We start from the raw sequence: 15,193 nt of genomic DNA on the forward strand, positions 1-15,193 counted from the left end.
CTTCTCAAAAACAAGTTTCAGTAAGGTATAAATTGACCTTTTAACTTATTTTTATACTTCTCTAATCTGGCAAACCTTCTACGTGTGATCAAAGAGCAGCATGTGACGAGGATCAACAAAATTTCATGCTCTTCCCCTCTATTATCAATCACACTTTTCATCCCTATCACCTCCTTTTTATGTGTGTTCAAACATCCTCCTACACAACATCATTCATATGTTATCATTTTATACACATACTGGAAATCATTTCACATGTTGAGAAACTCTCATTTGAACAAAAAAAACTGCAAGAAAGAAGTGACATTACTTATGCGTCAAATATATGCTGCCAAGTTATTATTCGAATCCATCTCATCACCAAGCAGTATGCCCGATAAAATATTTGAAGAACGAATCATTTTGGTGCGAGAAAAAAACCATCGTAAAGTAAAAGGTATCATCCAAAAAAGCTTTCCAGAAGAAACCTTTGATAATGCTGCAGGTGGACAAACGACCATAAAATTAGCAGCCATATTAGATGTCTTTGAGCTTGTAGATGACTTAGATCAAGAACCACTGCATTTAAGTGAGGTGTACAGCCGCCACCTTATTTTTGATAAAGAAACATCAGCGAAAGAAGCCATCGAGGCTTATTCTTTAGACAAATAAAAGAAGCCGGCTGATGAGCCGGCTTTTTATTTAATAGCGTTGAAATAACTCTGGATTTTTCGGAACGTTTTCTAAATAAACGATTTTTCCTTTGTCGTCCAGTTGTGCAATATCAATTCCTTCTGCTGTATAAACACGGCCATCCGAAAGTTTTCCACAAACGGCCCAGTTGGTTTCATACTTTCCGTCTTCTCTTTTTTTCCACCCATCCCACATATGCTTGATGTCTTCATGCACGTGGAAAAATGTGTTTAAAAACTGTGTAAACGCTTGGATCCCAGGCTTCTCTGCACCATTTAAGACAATCATGACATCGTCAGAAAACAATGCGAGCAATTCATCCATTTGCTCCTGCCCTTTTCCAGCTTCATCGTAGCGGCGAAAATACGTATCGAGCACTTCCATTGTTCATTCTCCTTTATTTACCTGTCATTTCGACAATAATCGAACAATTTGATTGTACACAATTGTTTCTCACCTGTCTATTTTCCCCGAAATCAGAAAAGACATGAATTGAGTCAATCCATGTCTCCTCCAGATTAAAGAGATACTTTTTCTGATGCAACAAGTGCTTTCAATTCTTCTGCTGCTTTTTTAGGATCAGCGCTCTGGCTAATGGCGCTGATGATGCTAATACCATCTGCCCCTGCTTGTATGACTGGTGCTGCATTGCCATATGTGATACCCCCAATGCCAACAATCGGAATATGAAGACCATGATGACGCACTTCAGTGATCAATGATACTCCTTGGACACTGCGTGTATCCTTTTTCGTTTCTGTTGGATAAACTGGACCCATGCCGACATAATCTGCGCCGTCCTTCATGGCTTGTTTCACTTCATCTAGGTTATGCGTTGACACGCCTAATATTTTATTCCCAATCCTTTGTCTGACATCTTTTGCGTTTGTGTCTTCCTGGCCAACATGTACGCCATCTGCATCAAGATCTATCGCTAGCTGCACATCATCATTTACAATAAAAGGAACATTCGCTTCTTGGCAAAGTACTTGAAGTTGGCGAGCCAATTGTTTCTTCTCTTCTCCTTGCAAGGCTCCCTCGCCCTTTTCTCGAAATTGAAACATGGTGATTCCGCCTTGAATCGCCTCTTTCAAAACATCATGCGGTTGCCGGCTTGTATTCACTGTTCCCATAATAAAATAAACCGATAATTGCTGTTTGATTTGCTGTTGATCAGCCTTTGTCATGTGACATTCCCCCTATTTTCCCTATCGACAACACATCATCGCCAGTTGTGTGTGAGAGTGCATTGAGCAATTCCATTTGAAACGTACCTGGCCCTTTATTCTGGGTGTACTGAGCTGCCTTTTCAGCTGCGACACCATAAAACAATAGAGCAGCTACCGACGCGTGAAGCGGCCTTTCACCTACTGCACAAAATGCCCCGATGACAGACGTCAGTAAACAGCCGGTTCCCGTCACCTTGGTGAGCCATTCATGTCCATTATGAATAGACAACACGTCCTCTCCATCTGACACCACATCGACTTTCCCAGTGATCACCACAACGGTCTGAAGTGTCCTCGCTGCTTGTTTGACTAGTGCCGATACATCTCCGTTCGCTGCTTTCGCATCCACGCCTTTTGACTCCCAGCCATCCACTTCAAGTAAATGAGCAATTTCTGCAGCGTTCCCTCTGACAACGGTCATGTTCACTTGCTCTAACAGCTGTTTTGCCGCTTTCATTCGAAACGCCGTCGCACCAACGCCGACAGGATCTAATAGAACAGGTATCCCCTTTTTATTGGCAGATTGTCCAGCCATAATCATGGCCTCCACCGTCTCCTTGGTCAGTGTGCCAATGTTCAGCACAAGCGCATCGGCTAATTGCGCCATTTCAGCCACTTCTTCTTTGGCATTTGCCATGACTGGCGAAGCGCCTAAAGCAAGCAGACCATTTGCTGTAAAGTTCGTCACGACTTGATTGGTGATATTATGAACAAGTGGATTTTCCGCTCGAACCTTTTCCAATAAATGAGATGCGATGCTTGTTTTCATCTGTATCGTCCTCCCTTTTACTCTGCTCCCCATACATAGGATTTCGTATGCTTTAACCATTCTCTTGCCGCAAACGACAAATAGCGATCCTTTCGCCAAATGACTCCTAAATGCCATGGGATCGACGTATTTAAGGAAATGACTTTCACCTTTTCAGGATCAAGATCACGGCAGATCCGCTCAGGCAGAAGGCCAATTCCCAAGTTCTCGGCTACCATCTCACTAATGAAATCCCATTGAGACGTTTCATAAATGACATTGGGCCGGAAGCCCGCATTCATACATTCATTCAATATCCGGCTATGCAGAACAAAGTCTTCTCGAAAGAAAATAAAGGACTCTTCCTTTAAATCAGCTAAATCAACCTTATCTCGACCTGCCATCGGATGTGATGGATGCGTCACGAGCTTCATGTCCTCTTTAATAATGGTGTACGTATGAAAGATTTTATCATTTGCAGGCAGAACAATGACACCAATATCTAACGAACCATCTTCGACCCCTTCCTCTACTTTAATAGAGCCGTGCTCCACTAATTGAAATGTGACATCAGGATACTGCTGACGAAATTCTCCCATGACATTCGGGAAAAAACTCGATCCAATCATCGGCGGCAGCCCGATGCGAATATGCCCTTTTTTGACATTCATTAGATCATTTAGCTCGCTCGTTAAATTTTGAAATGATTGTGTGATTTCACTCGCCTGGGTATACATCGTTTGTCCAGCATCTGTCATTTCAACCTGCCGGCCATTCCGATAAAACAACTGCACCCCCAGCTCATCCTCGAGATTTTTGACCATCTTGGAAATGGTAGGCTGCGACACATAAAGAGATTGTGATGCTTTTGTGAAGCTTTTTAACCTCGCCACTTCTAAGAAATATGTTAAATGTCTAATGTCCACATGACTCACCCTTCCTATAGACAAAAGGAATACTAATTATTCGATATATGTATTTTACCTATAACTGAACGTGCTGTACACTTTAAAGTAAGCTAATCAATTGGAACGTTGTCATGCTTTTGTGAAACAGTGAACAATTTATATAGAAAAAGGAGTGAACAGAAAGTGAAATTGCTCAAAACGCCGCTGATTGCTGTCCTTCAGATTATGGCTTTGTTTGTTTTTGCGAAATTGATGAATGTGCTCGCGGCCTTTTTGCATTTAAGAATACCGGGTACGATTTTAGGCATTCTGGTCATTTTCTTATTACTTCATTTTAAAATCATTCAATTAAAATGGATTGAACTTGGTGCCGTATGGCTGCTCGGAGAACTGCTGCTATTCTTTATCCCATCAGCCGTTGGTGTCATTGATTATGGAACATTGATTTCTCAATCTGGTACAAGTATTGTCCTTGTCGTCTTACTGAGTACCTTTGTCGTCATGCTCTCGACTGGTATCATGACGCAAATGATTGCGAAAAGAAAGGAGCGGAAAAAGCTATGTTAGTTGGCGCACTATTTCTGATCTTAACGGTTCTTTTATATCTCGGATCAAAAGCGGTGTATAAACGGCATCCGAAGGTCTATGTCTCACCATTACTTGTGACACCGCTTGTCCTTGTCGTCTTTCTGTTAATCGTCAACATTCCTTACGATGCATACAATCAAGGCGGGAAATGGCTCACGAATATGCTTCAGCCTGCGACTGTTGCTTTTGCCATTCCTTTATATAAGTATTTTCACATTCTGAAGAAGCATGCAGTGGAAATTATTTTGAATGTGGCTTGCGGTTCTGTCATTGCGATTCTATCTACGGCATTTATCGCGAAGTTGTTTCATTTGGATACAGGCCTTATTGAAAGTCTTGTTCCAAGGTCGGTCACAACACCAGTGGCGATGAGTGTGTCAGAAATGATTGGCGGGATGCCGTCCGTTACGGCAGTATTCGTCATTTTAACCGCACTGTTTGGGTCAATCATCGGTCCAATGATCATTCGTTATTTCCGTATTGATAATGACATTGCCATGGGCGTCCTGCTTGGTACTGGGGCACACGGGGCAGGAACATCGAAGGCATTTGAAATGAGCTCCGTCTCAGGGACGATCTCAAGTGTGTCGATGATTCTTTCAGCCATCATTACATTATGTGCAGCACCTCTCCTCATGTCGTTTGCCTTATAAAAAAAGCCATTTCCTTTATCAGAAAATGGCTTTTTTCTTATGCTTGTATGAAGACAACCTTTAAATAATTTCCTTCTGGATAATTCTTCGTCGTACGGAAATCCTCAGGAAGTGTATATTCTTCAAGGATACGATAGGTTTGTCCTGATTCTTTAAAGGCCTGCGCAATAAATCCTTTGAATTTCTTCATACCAAATGCACTGCTATTCGTTGATGCCACAATGACGCCGTTCTCAGCTGTGATTTGGATAGCTTCTTTTAATAGCTTCTTATAATCCTTCGCCGCACTGAATGTGTGCTTTTTCGTGCGTGCAAAGGATGGCGGATCTAAGATGACAAGATCATAGGTCCATCCTTTTTTCGCAGCAAACGGAAAGTACTTAAAGACGTCCATGACTTTAATATCCTGCCCGTCCACATCTATATCGTTGACTTCAAACTGTTCAGATGTTTTTTTCAAACTGCGGTTTGCGACATCTACACTTGTCGTCCGGCTCGCTCCGCCAAGCGCTGCTGCCACGGAGAAAGCACCTGTGTAAGAAAATGTATTGAGCACGGTCTTTCCTTTTGCATAGCGATCTCGAATTGCTTTTCTCACATGACGTTGATCAAGAAAAATGCCTGTCATCGCACCATCATTTAAGTAAACCGCTACGTTCATGCCATTTTCTTTCACGATGAGAGGAAATTGACCTTTCTCCCCTTTTACAAAATCATCATCTTCTATATACTGTCCCGACGTATCAAATCGTTTCTTTTCATAAATGCCTTTATAGTCTGGATATACATGCTCAAGTGCAGCCAATACTTCCGCCTTGAATGTATAAACTCCTTCGCTATACCACTGGATGAGATAGAAGCCGTCATAATGATCAATCGTGAGCCCACCAATGCCATCTCCCTCTCCGTTGAACACACGGAAAGCAGTCGTCAGTGCATCATGAAATAAATGCGTTCTGCTTTTCGCTGCCTGCTCAAGCTTGGAGACAAAAAAGGCGTGGTCTATTTTTTCGTTGGCATCAAAGGTGAGTACCCAGCCGATCCCTTTATTTTGCACACCATAATATCCTTTTCCTAAAAAGGTGCCTCGCTCATCCACCCATTCAATCAGCTCGCCTTCTTTCATACCGTTTACATGCGATACAGCATCTTTAGAAATGAGCGGATATCCCTTTTTCACTTGTTCTGCAAATGTTTGTTTTAATGAGATTTTTTTCATTCGTGTCATCCTTATCCTAAATTGACTCTCTCTATCCTATCATATGAATGTATACGTTACTTCTATTATGATAAGATGAGGAGAAAAATATCAACACACCATAGAGGAGGCTCTTTTTTTGACGACATTACGATTAGATCATACAGGTATTATGGTTTCAAATATTGATACGTCCATTGATTTTTATGAAAAAGTCGTGGGCATGAAATTAAAGGATCGCATCACTCATACAAACGGAATCATTGAGCTTGCATTTCTCGGCTTTAAAGATGAGGCAGAAACGGAAATTGAGCTCATCCAAGGGTACAGCAGCGATCTGCCATCTGAAGGAAAGGTTCACCATCTTGCCTTTACAACTGACAATATTCATGCTGAATTCAATCGTATTCAAAAGCTGCAAATCGAATTAATTGATGAAGAAATTACGACGCTACCAAATGGATACTGCTACTTCTTTTTCAGAGGGCCAGACCAAGAATGGATCGAATTCTTCCAGCGCTAATATTTCCTAGGAAATGGGGCCAGTTCCCTTTAGGCTCCATAAAAGAAAAAGAGTAAGAGCATCCATATGCCCTTACTCTTTTTTTATAACACCTTACTAAGAAATGATTTTGTACGCTCATGCTGCGGATTTCCAAAGAGAGCCTCCGGTTTGTCTTCCTCGACAATATATCCGCCATCCATAAAGATCACGCGGTCTCCTACCTCTCTCGCAAAGCCCATTTCATGTGTGACCACAATCATTGTCATGCCTTCGACGGCTAATTGTTTCATAACTGCTAATACATCCCCGACGACTTCAGGGTCAAGAGCAGATGTCGGTTCATCGAATAATAACACTTTCGGGTCCATTGCCAAGGCTCTTGCGATGGCGACACGCTGTTTTTGTCCACCAGATAATTGGTTAGGGTAGCTTTTGGCTTTGTCTTTTAAGCCGACCTTTTCAAGCAGGTCCATCGCTTTATCGACTGCCGCCTTCTTGTCGGTACCTTTTACCTTCATCGGTGCGATCGTGATGTTTTCTAAAACGGTTTTATGAGGAAATAAATTAAAGTGCTGAAACACCATCCCCACTTCTTGTCGTACTTTATTGATATTCACCTTTGGATCTGTAATCGTATGTCCGTGGACAACGACTTCACCAGCCGTAATATCTTCTAATTTATTGAGACATCTTAGAAACGTGCTTTTGCCTGATCCAGAAGGACCAATCACACACACTACTTCCTTTTCTTCGATGACTGCATTAATATCCTTTAACACTTCGTGATCGCCAAAGGATTTCTTTAAATTCTTCACCGTAATCATACTCATTTGATATCAAATCTCCTTTCTGCGTAGCTAGCCAGTAGAGAAAGTAAATAAATGATCACGAAATAAATGATACCGACAATGAGCCAGACATTCAAAGGATCAAATGTTGCCGATGCCTGTACTTGTCCCCGCTGCATAATATCGGCAATTCCGATAATTGATAAGAGAGACGTGTCCTTCAAGCTGATGATGGCTTGGTTTGTAATTGCTGGAAGCATGCGGCGAAATGCCTGTGGAAGGACGATAAAGCGCATGTTTTGTCCCCCTGTAAAACCTAAGGAACGCGCAGCTTCTGTTTGTCCTTTATCAATGGACTGAATCCCAGCACGAATAATTTCTGAGAAATAAGCTCCTGCATTAATCGCTACTGTAATAATCCCTGCCGGCACTCGATCAAGCGATATGAATTCAAGTGTATTCAAACCAAAGTAAATGAAGAATAGCTGTACGATAAATGGTGTGCCTCGGATGGCATTGACAAAGACAAGTGCGATGAAATTTAAGATTTTAAAAGGTGACAGACGGAATAATGCCACTATTAAGCCGATGATAAATCCTAAAATGATGGCAACAACAAAAATATATAAAGTGGTTTGCAAACCATCCATTAAATACGGAAATGCATTAATAATCGTGTCCATGTTTCTCCCTCCCTAATTCACATACGACGCATCATAAAGAAAGCGCGCTCGGAGCGCGCCTCGCTTGTATTATGACTTCAAATATTTATCAATAATTTTGTCATATTCACCATTTTTCTTTAGGTTCTCTAGACCTTTATTAATCTTTTTCAATAGGTCTTGGTTTTTCCCCTTCATCACAGAGATACCATACTGGTCTCCATTCAATCGGTCTCCAACTGTTTTCAATTTTAAATCTTGCTGTGCAATTGCATACGTAATGACAGGATAATCCTCAATTAAGGCATCTGCATTTCCGTTTGAAACTTCTTGGAACATCGATGGGCTGTCATTAAATTGAACCACTTCATACCCATATTTATCTGCGTTATCTGATGCAAATTTTGCACCCGTCGTCCCATTTTTAACAGCTAGCTTTTTCCCTTTTAAATCATCAATTGATTTGATGCTACTGTCCTTTTTCACAACAACTGTCAATCCAGCGTCGAAGTACGGATCTGAGAAATCTACCTTCTTCTTACGCTCATCTGTAATGCTCATTCCGCCCATCCCTACATCAAGCTGACCTGCCTGCATTGCCGGGATAATGCCTGAGAAGTCCATCGCTTCAAGTTTCACTTTGAAGTCTTGGTCTTTCGCGATGGCGTTAATCAGATCAACGTCGATTCCTTCAGTTTTACCGCCCTTTTCAAATTCAAATGGCGGATATGTTACATCTATCCCAATTTTATATGTGCCTTTGCCTTCTCCCGAACCGCTGTCCGATTTTGATCCACAGGCTACCATGACGAGCACAACTATGAGTCCCATGATCAGCAACATCGATTTTTTCATAAAACACGCCCCCTATTGTCAGTTTTATCTAAATATTCGCAATACCAATAATACTATACCACGCTAAAGCTATAGTGTGTGATGTTTTTTATCAATACCAAAGATCCATACAATTCTAGATCAATAGTCTCTTTAAATTTTACTTTTTTGCGAATAACTCATTTTATTCTAAAAGAAGAGCGATTCACAATCATAATGTGAGATAATCTCACAAAAAACGAGATAAAACCTTGAAAACCGCCGTTTTTTCTAACATACGAAAACAAACGCTTGAATGATCTTCTTCTCTCTATTGATATCGTAATATATCTTCTCTAAAACCCTCTTTTTACCTAAAAATATGTAAGCGTATACAAAAGGCACATGATCCCTATTTCTTTCACAACTGGTTGAATTTACATCAAAAAACATGTTTTACAAATTGCGAGAGAGCGCTTAAAATATAAGAAGATACTGAATATGGAAAGTGAATTCAGATGAGCGGGAATCGAACGAGATGGATAGATGAAGAAAGGAGGATATAAATTGGCAGAAACAGGTGTTTTGTCGTCCGTTGATGTAGCGAATATGTTAAATGACTGGTATGTCATGATGAAAAAAAGAGAAATACAAGGTGCGATCCAGCTAAAAGAAGAGATTCTTCAAGCGTTTGATCGCATGGAAGAGAATCAAGATGTCCTACTTTACTATCAATTGCTAGAGTACCGTTTTAAGGATCTCATTGAAGATACAGCTTCGCTGGATCACAGTCTTTTTGTTGATGAAAATGCAATCCGTACAGATGACATGCTCAGCTACTATTTCTATTTCTTTAAAGGGATGTATGAAATGCGCAGAGGCAATCAGGATACGGCATTTCACCTTTTAAAATTGGCAGAGGATAAATTAGATCTCGTCCACGATGACATTGAAAAAGCAGAATTTCATTATAAAACAGGGTGTCTTTACTATAATATAAGATCCACGCTCCTCTCCATACACCACTTGAAAATGGCTTCATCTATTTATGACGCAGATCCATGTTATGTGAAAAAATCAATCAGCTGTCAAATGATGCTCGCTTTGAATTATGCTGATCAATCAAAATATGATGAGGCAGAGTCATTATTTGAAGAAGTGATTCATTCACTAGAACAAATGGAAGACCCAGATTTACTTGGTCACGCGTATTGCAATGCAGCTTTTATTAAAAGTCTTAGAAACGAATACAGTGAAGCTGTGCCGCTCATAGAAAAGGCTTTATTGATCGAGACATTTGAAACGTCTTCTCCAGGCGGCTACTTACTTGCCATGTATGCCTACACAAAAGCACTATTCAAGCTGAAAAAGCCTGGTTTGTTCCACTATTATGTGCAGCTTTCACTTCAAAAAGCAGAAAATTTAAAACAACGAAACATTTCTCTTAAATTATCTATTTTAGAAACACTTATGCTTCAGCAAGACAACATGATAGAGCAAATCAAGTCTTATTGTGATCAATTAGAATCTATGAATTTTCTTGTCGATCTTGAAGCCATCTGTCAGGATGCAGCTGCTTACTTAACAGATATTGGACTTCATGAAGAATCCACTTATTTCTGGAACAAGGCGTTGTCCTTAAAAACTTGTTAAGAATATGGAGTGATATATGATGAAAAAATGGCTTATCACAACTGCGATTTTGACACTCTTGATAACAGGTGTTTCTATTGGCGCTTCTATCCAAAAAGAGAGCCAATCTGCACAATCTCAAGATATCATTCAAAAGAGAGACCGCGGCACCAATCCTTAAACAAGAAAAAGAGTAGCTGTGAATATCACAGCTACTCTTTTTTATACGTTAATCGATTTCTCGTTTAATATTTTGCATTTTTTCATCTAAGTAATGGGCGATATCTGCCGCTTCCTTTAATTCATCGGTTAGCTGATGAGGGACATCGTTTTGCAGTTTATAATAGATTTTATGTTCAAGGCTCGCCCAAAAATCCATCGCTATGGTCCGCACCTGAATCTCAACCTTCACATGCTCCACACGATTCGTTAAGTACACAGGGATTTCCACAATTAAATGCAGACTTCTGTAGCCATTTGGTTTTGGATGTTGAATGTAATCCTTCACTTCAAGGATTTTTAGATCCTCTCTTTGCCTCAATACATCCATAATATTATAGATATCTTGAATAAAGGAGCAGATGATACGGACACCTGCGATATCATGAATATACTCCTTGGCACATTGTGTTGTGATGTCGCATCCTTTTCTTGCTAATTTATTTACAATGCTTTCAAAGGATTTGATCCGTGATTTTGTATGCTCTATTGGATTGTGGCCATGGATTAAATTATATTCTTGGCTTATGATTGAAAACTTCGTATCCATTTCATCTAATGCAAATTTATATACTAATAATTCATTTTTCCAGTCTTCCATGACGTTTTTCAAATCTTCTACATGAGTTGCTGACATATTCATTTCTTTTTGTCATCTCCTTTTGGGAAACGGCGGCAGCACCGCTTTCCGTTTACTAGACGGAGACGGGACTCGAAAGGTTTTAAAAAATACGTCGTCAGCCTCGCTGTTTGTAATACGTCAACGCCAGCGCAAGCGCGAGTACAGAGCCTTTCACAATATCCATCGCGTAATAAGGGACAGACATCATCACAAGTCCATTTTGCAAAATACCGATGAGCACAGCCCCAATAAAAGTACCAAATGCATTTGGTTTTCCTGCTCCCATGACGGAAAAACCGATAAAAGCTGCCGCTACGCCATCCATTAAATATGGTGTGCCCGCATTTATTTCCGCTGTCATTACCCTTGATGCCAGCACAATACCGCCGATTGCTGCAAATAAAGCCGAAAGCAGATATGCCGCGATTTTATATTTATTCACATGAATACCGGACAATCGAGCCGCTTCCTTATTCCCTCCAATGATGTACATATATCGTCCGTGCTTTGTGTAGGTCATGAAAACATGTGCAAATAGCACAATCACTGCCATTAAGAGAATGATATATGGCACCTGTCCGATTTTGCTGAAAAAGGCAGGGATTGTACCCGTTGAGAATGTACCATCAGGCAGCACCATGTTTTCAGAAATGGTCGCCCCTTTCGTATACGTCTGAGCCAGCCCTTGAATAATAAACATCATGGCTAATGTCATGAGCATATCTGGAATTTTCATTTTGACAATCATCAAGGCATTGAGTAAACCAACAATAATGGCAGCCGCTAGCGCAGAGAGGATCGCAATCAGCGGGTTTTGCGAAAACCACACAAACATAGAAATCACAATTGCATTCGATAACGTTGCGACTGATCCGACCGATAAATCAAAGCCGTTGACTGCCAAGGAGATGGTAAGGCCCACCGCAATAATGGTCACAATGGAGATAGACCGTAAAATATTGATAATATTCCCTGATTGCAAAAACGCTGGATTCGCTGCCGCAAATACCACAATCAATACAGCAATGGTTAAGATCGTGCCATATCGATAAAAGAAATCAAATAGATGAAAGGATGGCCGCTGTTTTTTCGTTTGCTGCACAGGGGCTGGAATTTGTTGTTCACTCATGATTGTCCTCCTGTTGAATGATATAAAAGCTCTTCCTCAGTCGTTGGGGCAGTCATTCCCCGGGCAATGCTGCCATCATACAGCACATAGACTCGGTCAGCGATCCCTGCAATCTCCGACAGCTCACTTGACGCATAAATCACAGATTTCCCGCGGGCGGCAAGCTCTGCAATCAGCGTGAAAATATCTTTTTTCGCTCCAACGTCAACACCTTTAGTTGGTTCATCAAAGAGATAGACATCCGCTTCAGCCAGCAGCCATTTTCCGATGGCAATCTTCTGTTGATTTCCACCGGATAGATGCTTCACCTTCGCTTCAAGAGATAGCGTTTTGACACCTAGTCGTTTGACGATTTCGTCTGCTTTCCGCTTTTCCTTCGAACGATGTAAAAAACTGAACACGCTTGAGAATGAACGAAGACTTGCGGCCGTTAAGTTCCACCCCACGCTCTCTTCTGTCAGAATCCCTTCCTTTCTCCGTTCTTCTGGCACAAGGGCCATTCCAGCTCTCACCGCTTGATGAGGCGATGTGATGCGAACGGTTTGACCATGAAGCTTCACAGTCCCTGTCGTTTTTTCTGAGGCGCCGAAAAGGGCTTTACACAATTCCGTTTTTCCAGCACCGACAAGGCCTGCAATTCCGAGAATTTCACCCTTTTTCACATGAAGATGAATATTGCGTAATTTATGCTGGTCGTTTAGCTGCTTCACTTCAAGGGCAATAGGTGCATCCTTCAACGGTGTACGGAGCGGGAATTGCTCCTCTAATGGCGCACCTAGCATTTCTTCAATGATCTGCTGCGGATTTGTATTTTGAACAAGGTGAGCTGCGACATCGGTTCCATTTCGCATCACTGTCAGTTCATCACAAATGGTGAAAATTTCAGGCATGCGATGAGAGATAAACACAATGCCCGTTCCATTCTGTTTCAGCCGGTCAATCATTGAAAATAATTTGTTTGTTTCTGTATGACTTAGCGGAGCTGTTGGTTCATCTAAAATTAAAATGCTACATTTGATTGAAACGGCTTTGGCGATGAGCACCATCTGTTTTTCCGCAAGGGTCAGATCACTTACAAGGCGTTTTGTGGAGATGTCGATGTCCAGTTCTTTTAATCGTTGAGCTGCCTTACGGTGCAGCTCTTTCCAGTCGACAAATGTTTTTTTCTCAATCTGATGCATCATCATATTCTCACCAACACTTAAGTAGGGAACGAGAGCTGTATCCACTTCTTGATGAACCGTCTGCACACCATATGAGGCCGCATCCTTTGGGGTTTGAATCGATGCCGCCTGACCATTGATTTGGATGCTTCCTTCATAGTGCGAATGAGCGCCAGAAAGAACTTTCATTAACGTGGACTTCCCAGCACCATTCGCTCCAATCAGTGCATGAACTGTCCCTTTTTTTAATGTGAAATTCACTTGATCTAACGCTTTTACTCCTGGGAATTCAATCGAAATATGTTTCATACAAACTAGCGGCGAAGTCATAGATGTCCTCCTTCTCATGATCATCATTTGAAAAACGAAACACCCTCTATAGAAGAGAGTGCACGGCGTTTATTTTGTATAATGCTTCTTCAAGGTCTTCATCCAATCTTCTTCAAAGGCAGTCGATGAGCCGAACCCCTTCACTTCGTCTGCAAGATTGACCATATTGATGGCCTTTCCTGATTGTTTAAGCTGTTTTTGTGAGATGAGAGAGGCCTCAAGATCATAGGAAGACGGGGTTTTCTCACCCGCTATTTTCTTCGCAAGAATTCTCACGTCAACTGCGCCAATGAGCTTCGGATCAACCGCTGCTGTGTACTTCCATGGACTGTCTTTTGCTGTCATTTCTTGAAGATCCGCATTTGACACATCAATCCCATAAATCTTCACTTCTGTTCTTCCTGCTTCCTTTAGCGCTCTTGCTGCGCCAATGGCAAAGGCATCCCACGTAGCAAAAATAGCGTCAAGTTTGCCCTTTGGATATTTATTCAGCATCGCTGCCACTGCATTTTGTGTTTGAACAGACGTATCAGAGGAGGCAATACCAAAGCGGTCAAGTTCCTTGATCCCTGCATGTTGTTTGAGCGTTTCTTGATAGACCTTGTTCCGTCTCACCATTGGCGGGAATCCATCTACCCAGAGGTACGCAATATTTGCTGTTCCTTTAAAGTCAGACACGAGTGCGTCTAGTGATTTTTTCGCTAATTGTTCGTCATCTTGAGACGTCACTGTGACTCCTTTGATGTCCTTCAGCTTAGGATTTGAATCGAACGCTACGACTGGAATACCCTTCGCTGTGATCTTTTTCACGTCAGCGACGGTCGCCTCGTCGTCCCCATGAGAGATGATAAAGCCATCATAATTTTCTTCCAGCGCCTGAGAGATCGCGTCATGGAACTTCGCTGTATCTCCATTTGCGGTGTAGACATCTACCGTAAAGCCAAGCGCTTCACCTTCTGCCTTCGTCCCAGCTAAAAACTGCGCTGTATGATCATCTCCTCCAATTTTACGAATGACTTTAATTTTTGCTCCCTGTCCCTTTGCAAATCGCTTCGGTACATTGTCAAAGGAGACCTTTTCGTTCGCATTTGTCTTTGAGCCTGCACTTGATCCAGTGCCGCAGCCTGTTAATAGGACGGTCAATACCGTTAATAATATAAGACAAGATGTAAAATAGTTACGCTTCATTGCTGTTCCTCCTCAAGTTGTTTTTATTTTTCACATCGGAAAACTAGGTAAAAATGTGGGAAAACGCCAGTAAACTGTTCTTTCATTTGAAAAAGAGACGAAAAAAAGCCTCTCTTGGAAAGAGAGGCTTGATCACCGTTGCATGA

18 protein-coding genes are annotated in these 15,193 nt (G+C 41.4%); 6 read left to right on the forward strand and 12 right to left on the reverse strand.

The window, feature by feature from the left end; genetic code table 11:
- Positions 1-312: 312 nt before the first annotated feature.
- Complete coding sequence (locus tag NSS78_RS18290) at positions 313-651, forward strand: DUF4288 domain-containing protein (RefSeq protein WP_212045692.1); 339 nt, start codon at positions 313-315, stop codon at positions 649-651.
- A 30-nt stretch (positions 652-681) separates the two neighbouring features.
- On the opposite strand, the gene NSS78_RS18295 is transcribed toward NSS78_RS18290, so the two are convergent.
- The 4 genes from NSS78_RS18295 to NSS78_RS18310 all read right to left on the reverse strand — a co-directional run bounded on the left by NSS78_RS18295 (position 682) and on the right by NSS78_RS18310 (position 3,575).
- The gene (locus NSS78_RS18295) at positions 682-1,056 is read right to left on the reverse strand and encodes a nuclear transport factor 2 family protein (protein WP_003215339.1); all 375 of its coding nucleotides are present in this window, start codon (positions 1,054-1,056) and stop codon (positions 682-684) included.
- 134 nt (positions 1,057-1,190) lie between these two features.
- The gene (thiE, locus tag NSS78_RS18300) at positions 1,191-1,859 is read right to left on the reverse strand and encodes a thiamine phosphate synthase (protein ID WP_212045693.1); all 669 of its coding nucleotides are present in this window, start codon (positions 1,857-1,859) and stop codon (positions 1,191-1,193) included.
- Entirely contained in the window at positions 1,846-2,670 is an 825-nt protein-coding gene (gene thiM / locus NSS78_RS18305) for a hydroxyethylthiazole kinase (protein WP_212045694.1), read from the reverse strand. Before thiM ends, thiE begins: the two co-directional genes overlap by 14 nt.
- Before the next feature lie 17 nt (positions 2,671-2,687).
- A complete protein-coding gene (locus NSS78_RS18310) occupies positions 2,688-3,575 on the reverse strand; it encodes a LysR family transcriptional regulator (protein ID WP_003214744.1) in 888 nt (295 codons plus the stop codon).
- A 165-nt stretch (positions 3,576-3,740) separates the two neighbouring features.
- Here NSS78_RS18310 and NSS78_RS18315 point away from each other — a divergent pair, with 165 nt between their 5' ends.
- Both NSS78_RS18315 and NSS78_RS18320 read left to right on the forward strand, forming a co-directional pair.
- Positions 3,741-4,124 carry a CidA/LrgA family holin-like protein gene (locus tag NSS78_RS18315; protein WP_003215226.1) on the forward strand — a complete coding sequence of 128 codons (384 nt, stop codon included), beginning with the start codon at positions 3,741-3,743 and terminating at the stop codon, positions 4,122-4,124.
- Positions 4,118-4,798 (forward strand): CidB/LrgB family autolysis modulator, encoded by a 681-nt coding sequence (locus tag NSS78_RS18320; RefSeq protein WP_050944523.1) that lies wholly within the window; start codon positions 4,118-4,120, stop codon positions 4,796-4,798. Before NSS78_RS18315 ends, NSS78_RS18320 begins: the two co-directional genes overlap by 7 nt.
- A gap of 37 nt (positions 4,799-4,835) precedes the next feature.
- On the opposite strand, the gene NSS78_RS18325 is transcribed toward NSS78_RS18320, so the two are convergent.
- A complete protein-coding gene (locus NSS78_RS18325) occupies positions 4,836-6,017 on the reverse strand; it encodes a class I SAM-dependent rRNA methyltransferase (protein ID WP_327839468.1) in 1,182 nt (393 codons plus the stop codon).
- A gap of 118 nt (positions 6,018-6,135) precedes the next feature.
- Here NSS78_RS18325 and NSS78_RS18330 point away from each other — a divergent pair, with 118 nt between their 5' ends.
- Positions 6,136-6,519: a VOC family protein gene (locus NSS78_RS18330; protein WP_003214664.1), complete on the forward strand. Its 384-nt coding sequence runs from the start codon at positions 6,136-6,138 to the stop codon at positions 6,517-6,519.
- An 83-nt stretch (positions 6,520-6,602) separates the two neighbouring features.
- Here NSS78_RS18330 and NSS78_RS18335 read toward each other — a convergent pair whose 3' ends face one another.
- The 3 genes from NSS78_RS18335 to NSS78_RS18345 all read right to left on the reverse strand — a co-directional run bounded on the left by NSS78_RS18335 (position 6,603) and on the right by NSS78_RS18345 (position 8,806).
- The gene (locus NSS78_RS18335) at positions 6,603-7,331 is read right to left on the reverse strand and encodes an amino acid ABC transporter ATP-binding protein (RefSeq protein ID WP_003215369.1); all 729 of its coding nucleotides are present in this window, start codon (positions 7,329-7,331) and stop codon (positions 6,603-6,605) included.
- On the reverse strand, positions 7,328-7,972 hold the full coding sequence (locus tag NSS78_RS18340) for an amino acid ABC transporter permease (RefSeq protein ID WP_003215015.1): 645 nt from the start codon (positions 7,970-7,972) through the stop codon (positions 7,328-7,330). Before NSS78_RS18340 ends, NSS78_RS18335 begins: the two co-directional genes overlap by 4 nt.
- A gap of 69 nt (positions 7,973-8,041) precedes the next feature.
- Entirely contained in the window at positions 8,042-8,806 is a 765-nt protein-coding gene (locus NSS78_RS18345; RefSeq protein WP_327839467.1) for a transporter substrate-binding domain-containing protein, read from the reverse strand.
- Positions 8,807-9,331: 525 nt separating this feature from the next.
- On the opposite strand from NSS78_RS18345, the gene NSS78_RS18350 reads away from it, so the two are divergent.
- Positions 9,332-10,417, forward strand: coding sequence for a tetratricopeptide repeat protein (locus tag NSS78_RS18350; RefSeq protein WP_342468246.1), 1,086 nt, complete (start codon positions 9,332-9,334; stop codon positions 10,415-10,417).
- 16 nt (positions 10,418-10,433) lie between these two features.
- The gene (locus tag NSS78_RS18355; RefSeq protein WP_003215289.1) at positions 10,434-10,577 is read left to right on the forward strand and encodes a hypothetical protein; all 144 of its coding nucleotides are present in this window, start codon (positions 10,434-10,436) and stop codon (positions 10,575-10,577) included.
- A gap of 48 nt (positions 10,578-10,625) precedes the next feature.
- Here NSS78_RS18355 and NSS78_RS18360 read toward each other — a convergent pair whose 3' ends face one another.
- The 4 genes from NSS78_RS18360 to NSS78_RS18375 form a co-directional block, all read right to left on the reverse strand.
- Positions 10,626-11,258: a GTP pyrophosphokinase family protein gene (locus NSS78_RS18360; RefSeq protein WP_003215004.1), complete on the reverse strand. Its 633-nt coding sequence runs from the start codon at positions 11,256-11,258 to the stop codon at positions 10,626-10,628.
- Positions 11,259-11,352: 94 nt separating this feature from the next.
- A complete protein-coding gene (locus NSS78_RS18365) occupies positions 11,353-12,366 on the reverse strand; it encodes an ABC transporter permease (protein ID WP_212045696.1) in 1,014 nt (337 codons plus the stop codon).
- Positions 12,363-13,859 carry a sugar ABC transporter ATP-binding protein gene (locus NSS78_RS18370; RefSeq protein WP_342468247.1) on the reverse strand — a complete coding sequence of 499 codons (1,497 nt, stop codon included), beginning with the start codon at positions 13,857-13,859 and terminating at the stop codon, positions 12,363-12,365. Before NSS78_RS18370 ends, NSS78_RS18365 begins: the two co-directional genes overlap by 4 nt.
- A gap of 69 nt (positions 13,860-13,928) precedes the next feature.
- Positions 13,929-15,047 (reverse strand): sugar ABC transporter substrate-binding protein, encoded by a 1,119-nt coding sequence (locus NSS78_RS18375; protein WP_106035733.1) that lies wholly within the window; start codon positions 15,045-15,047, stop codon positions 13,929-13,931.
- Positions 15,048-15,193 lie beyond the last annotated feature (146 nt).

The sequence above is a fragment of the Bacillus sp. FSL W8-0920 genome (assembly GCF_038593215.1).
Taxonomy (GTDB): domain Bacteria; phylum Bacillota; class Bacilli; order Bacillales; family Bacillaceae; genus Bacillus; species Bacillus pumilus.

Coding starts and splice junctions, on each gene's coding strand:
- thiM (WP_212045694.1), bottom strand. CDS start 2,670: ATGAAAACAAGCATCGCATCTCATTTATTGGAAAAGGTTCGAGCGGAA.
- NSS78_RS18360 (WP_003215004.1), bottom strand. CDS start 11,258: ATGAATATGTCAGCAACTCATGTAGAAGATTTGAAAAACGTCATGGAA.
- NSS78_RS18320 (WP_050944523.1), top strand. CDS start 4,118: ATGTTAGTTGGCGCACTATTTCTGATCTTAACGGTTCTTTTATATCTC.
- NSS78_RS18290 (WP_212045692.1), top strand. CDS start 313: ATGCGTCAAATATATGCTGCCAAGTTATTATTCGAATCCATCTCATCA.
- NSS78_RS18355 (WP_003215289.1), top strand. CDS start 10,434: ATGATGAAAAAATGGCTTATCACAACTGCGATTTTGACACTCTTGATA.
- NSS78_RS18295 (WP_003215339.1), bottom strand. CDS start 1,056: ATGGAAGTGCTCGATACGTATTTTCGCCGCTACGATGAAGCTGGAAAA.
- NSS78_RS18345 (WP_327839467.1), bottom strand. CDS start 8,806: ATGAAAAAATCGATGTTGCTGATCATGGGACTCATAGTTGTGCTCGTC.
- NSS78_RS18335 (WP_003215369.1), bottom strand. CDS start 7,331: ATGAGTATGATTACGGTGAAGAATTTAAAGAAATCCTTTGGCGATCAC.
- NSS78_RS18340 (WP_003215015.1), bottom strand. CDS start 7,972: ATGGACACGATTATTAATGCATTTCCGTATTTAATGGATGGTTTGCAA.
- NSS78_RS18325 (WP_327839468.1), bottom strand. CDS start 6,017: ATGAAAAAAATCTCATTAAAACAAACATTTGCAGAACAAGTGAAAAAG.
- NSS78_RS18375 (WP_106035733.1), bottom strand. CDS start 15,047: ATGAAGCGTAACTATTTTACATCTTGTCTTATATTATTAACGGTATTG.
- thiE (WP_212045693.1), bottom strand. CDS start 1,859: ATGACAAAGGCTGATCAACAGCAAATCAAACAGCAATTATCGGTTTAT.
- NSS78_RS18370 (WP_342468247.1), bottom strand. CDS start 13,859: ATGACTTCGCCGCTAGTTTGTATGAAACATATTTCGATTGAATTCCCA.
- NSS78_RS18365 (WP_212045696.1), bottom strand. CDS start 12,366: ATGAGTGAACAACAAATTCCAGCCCCTGTGCAGCAAACGAAAAAACAG.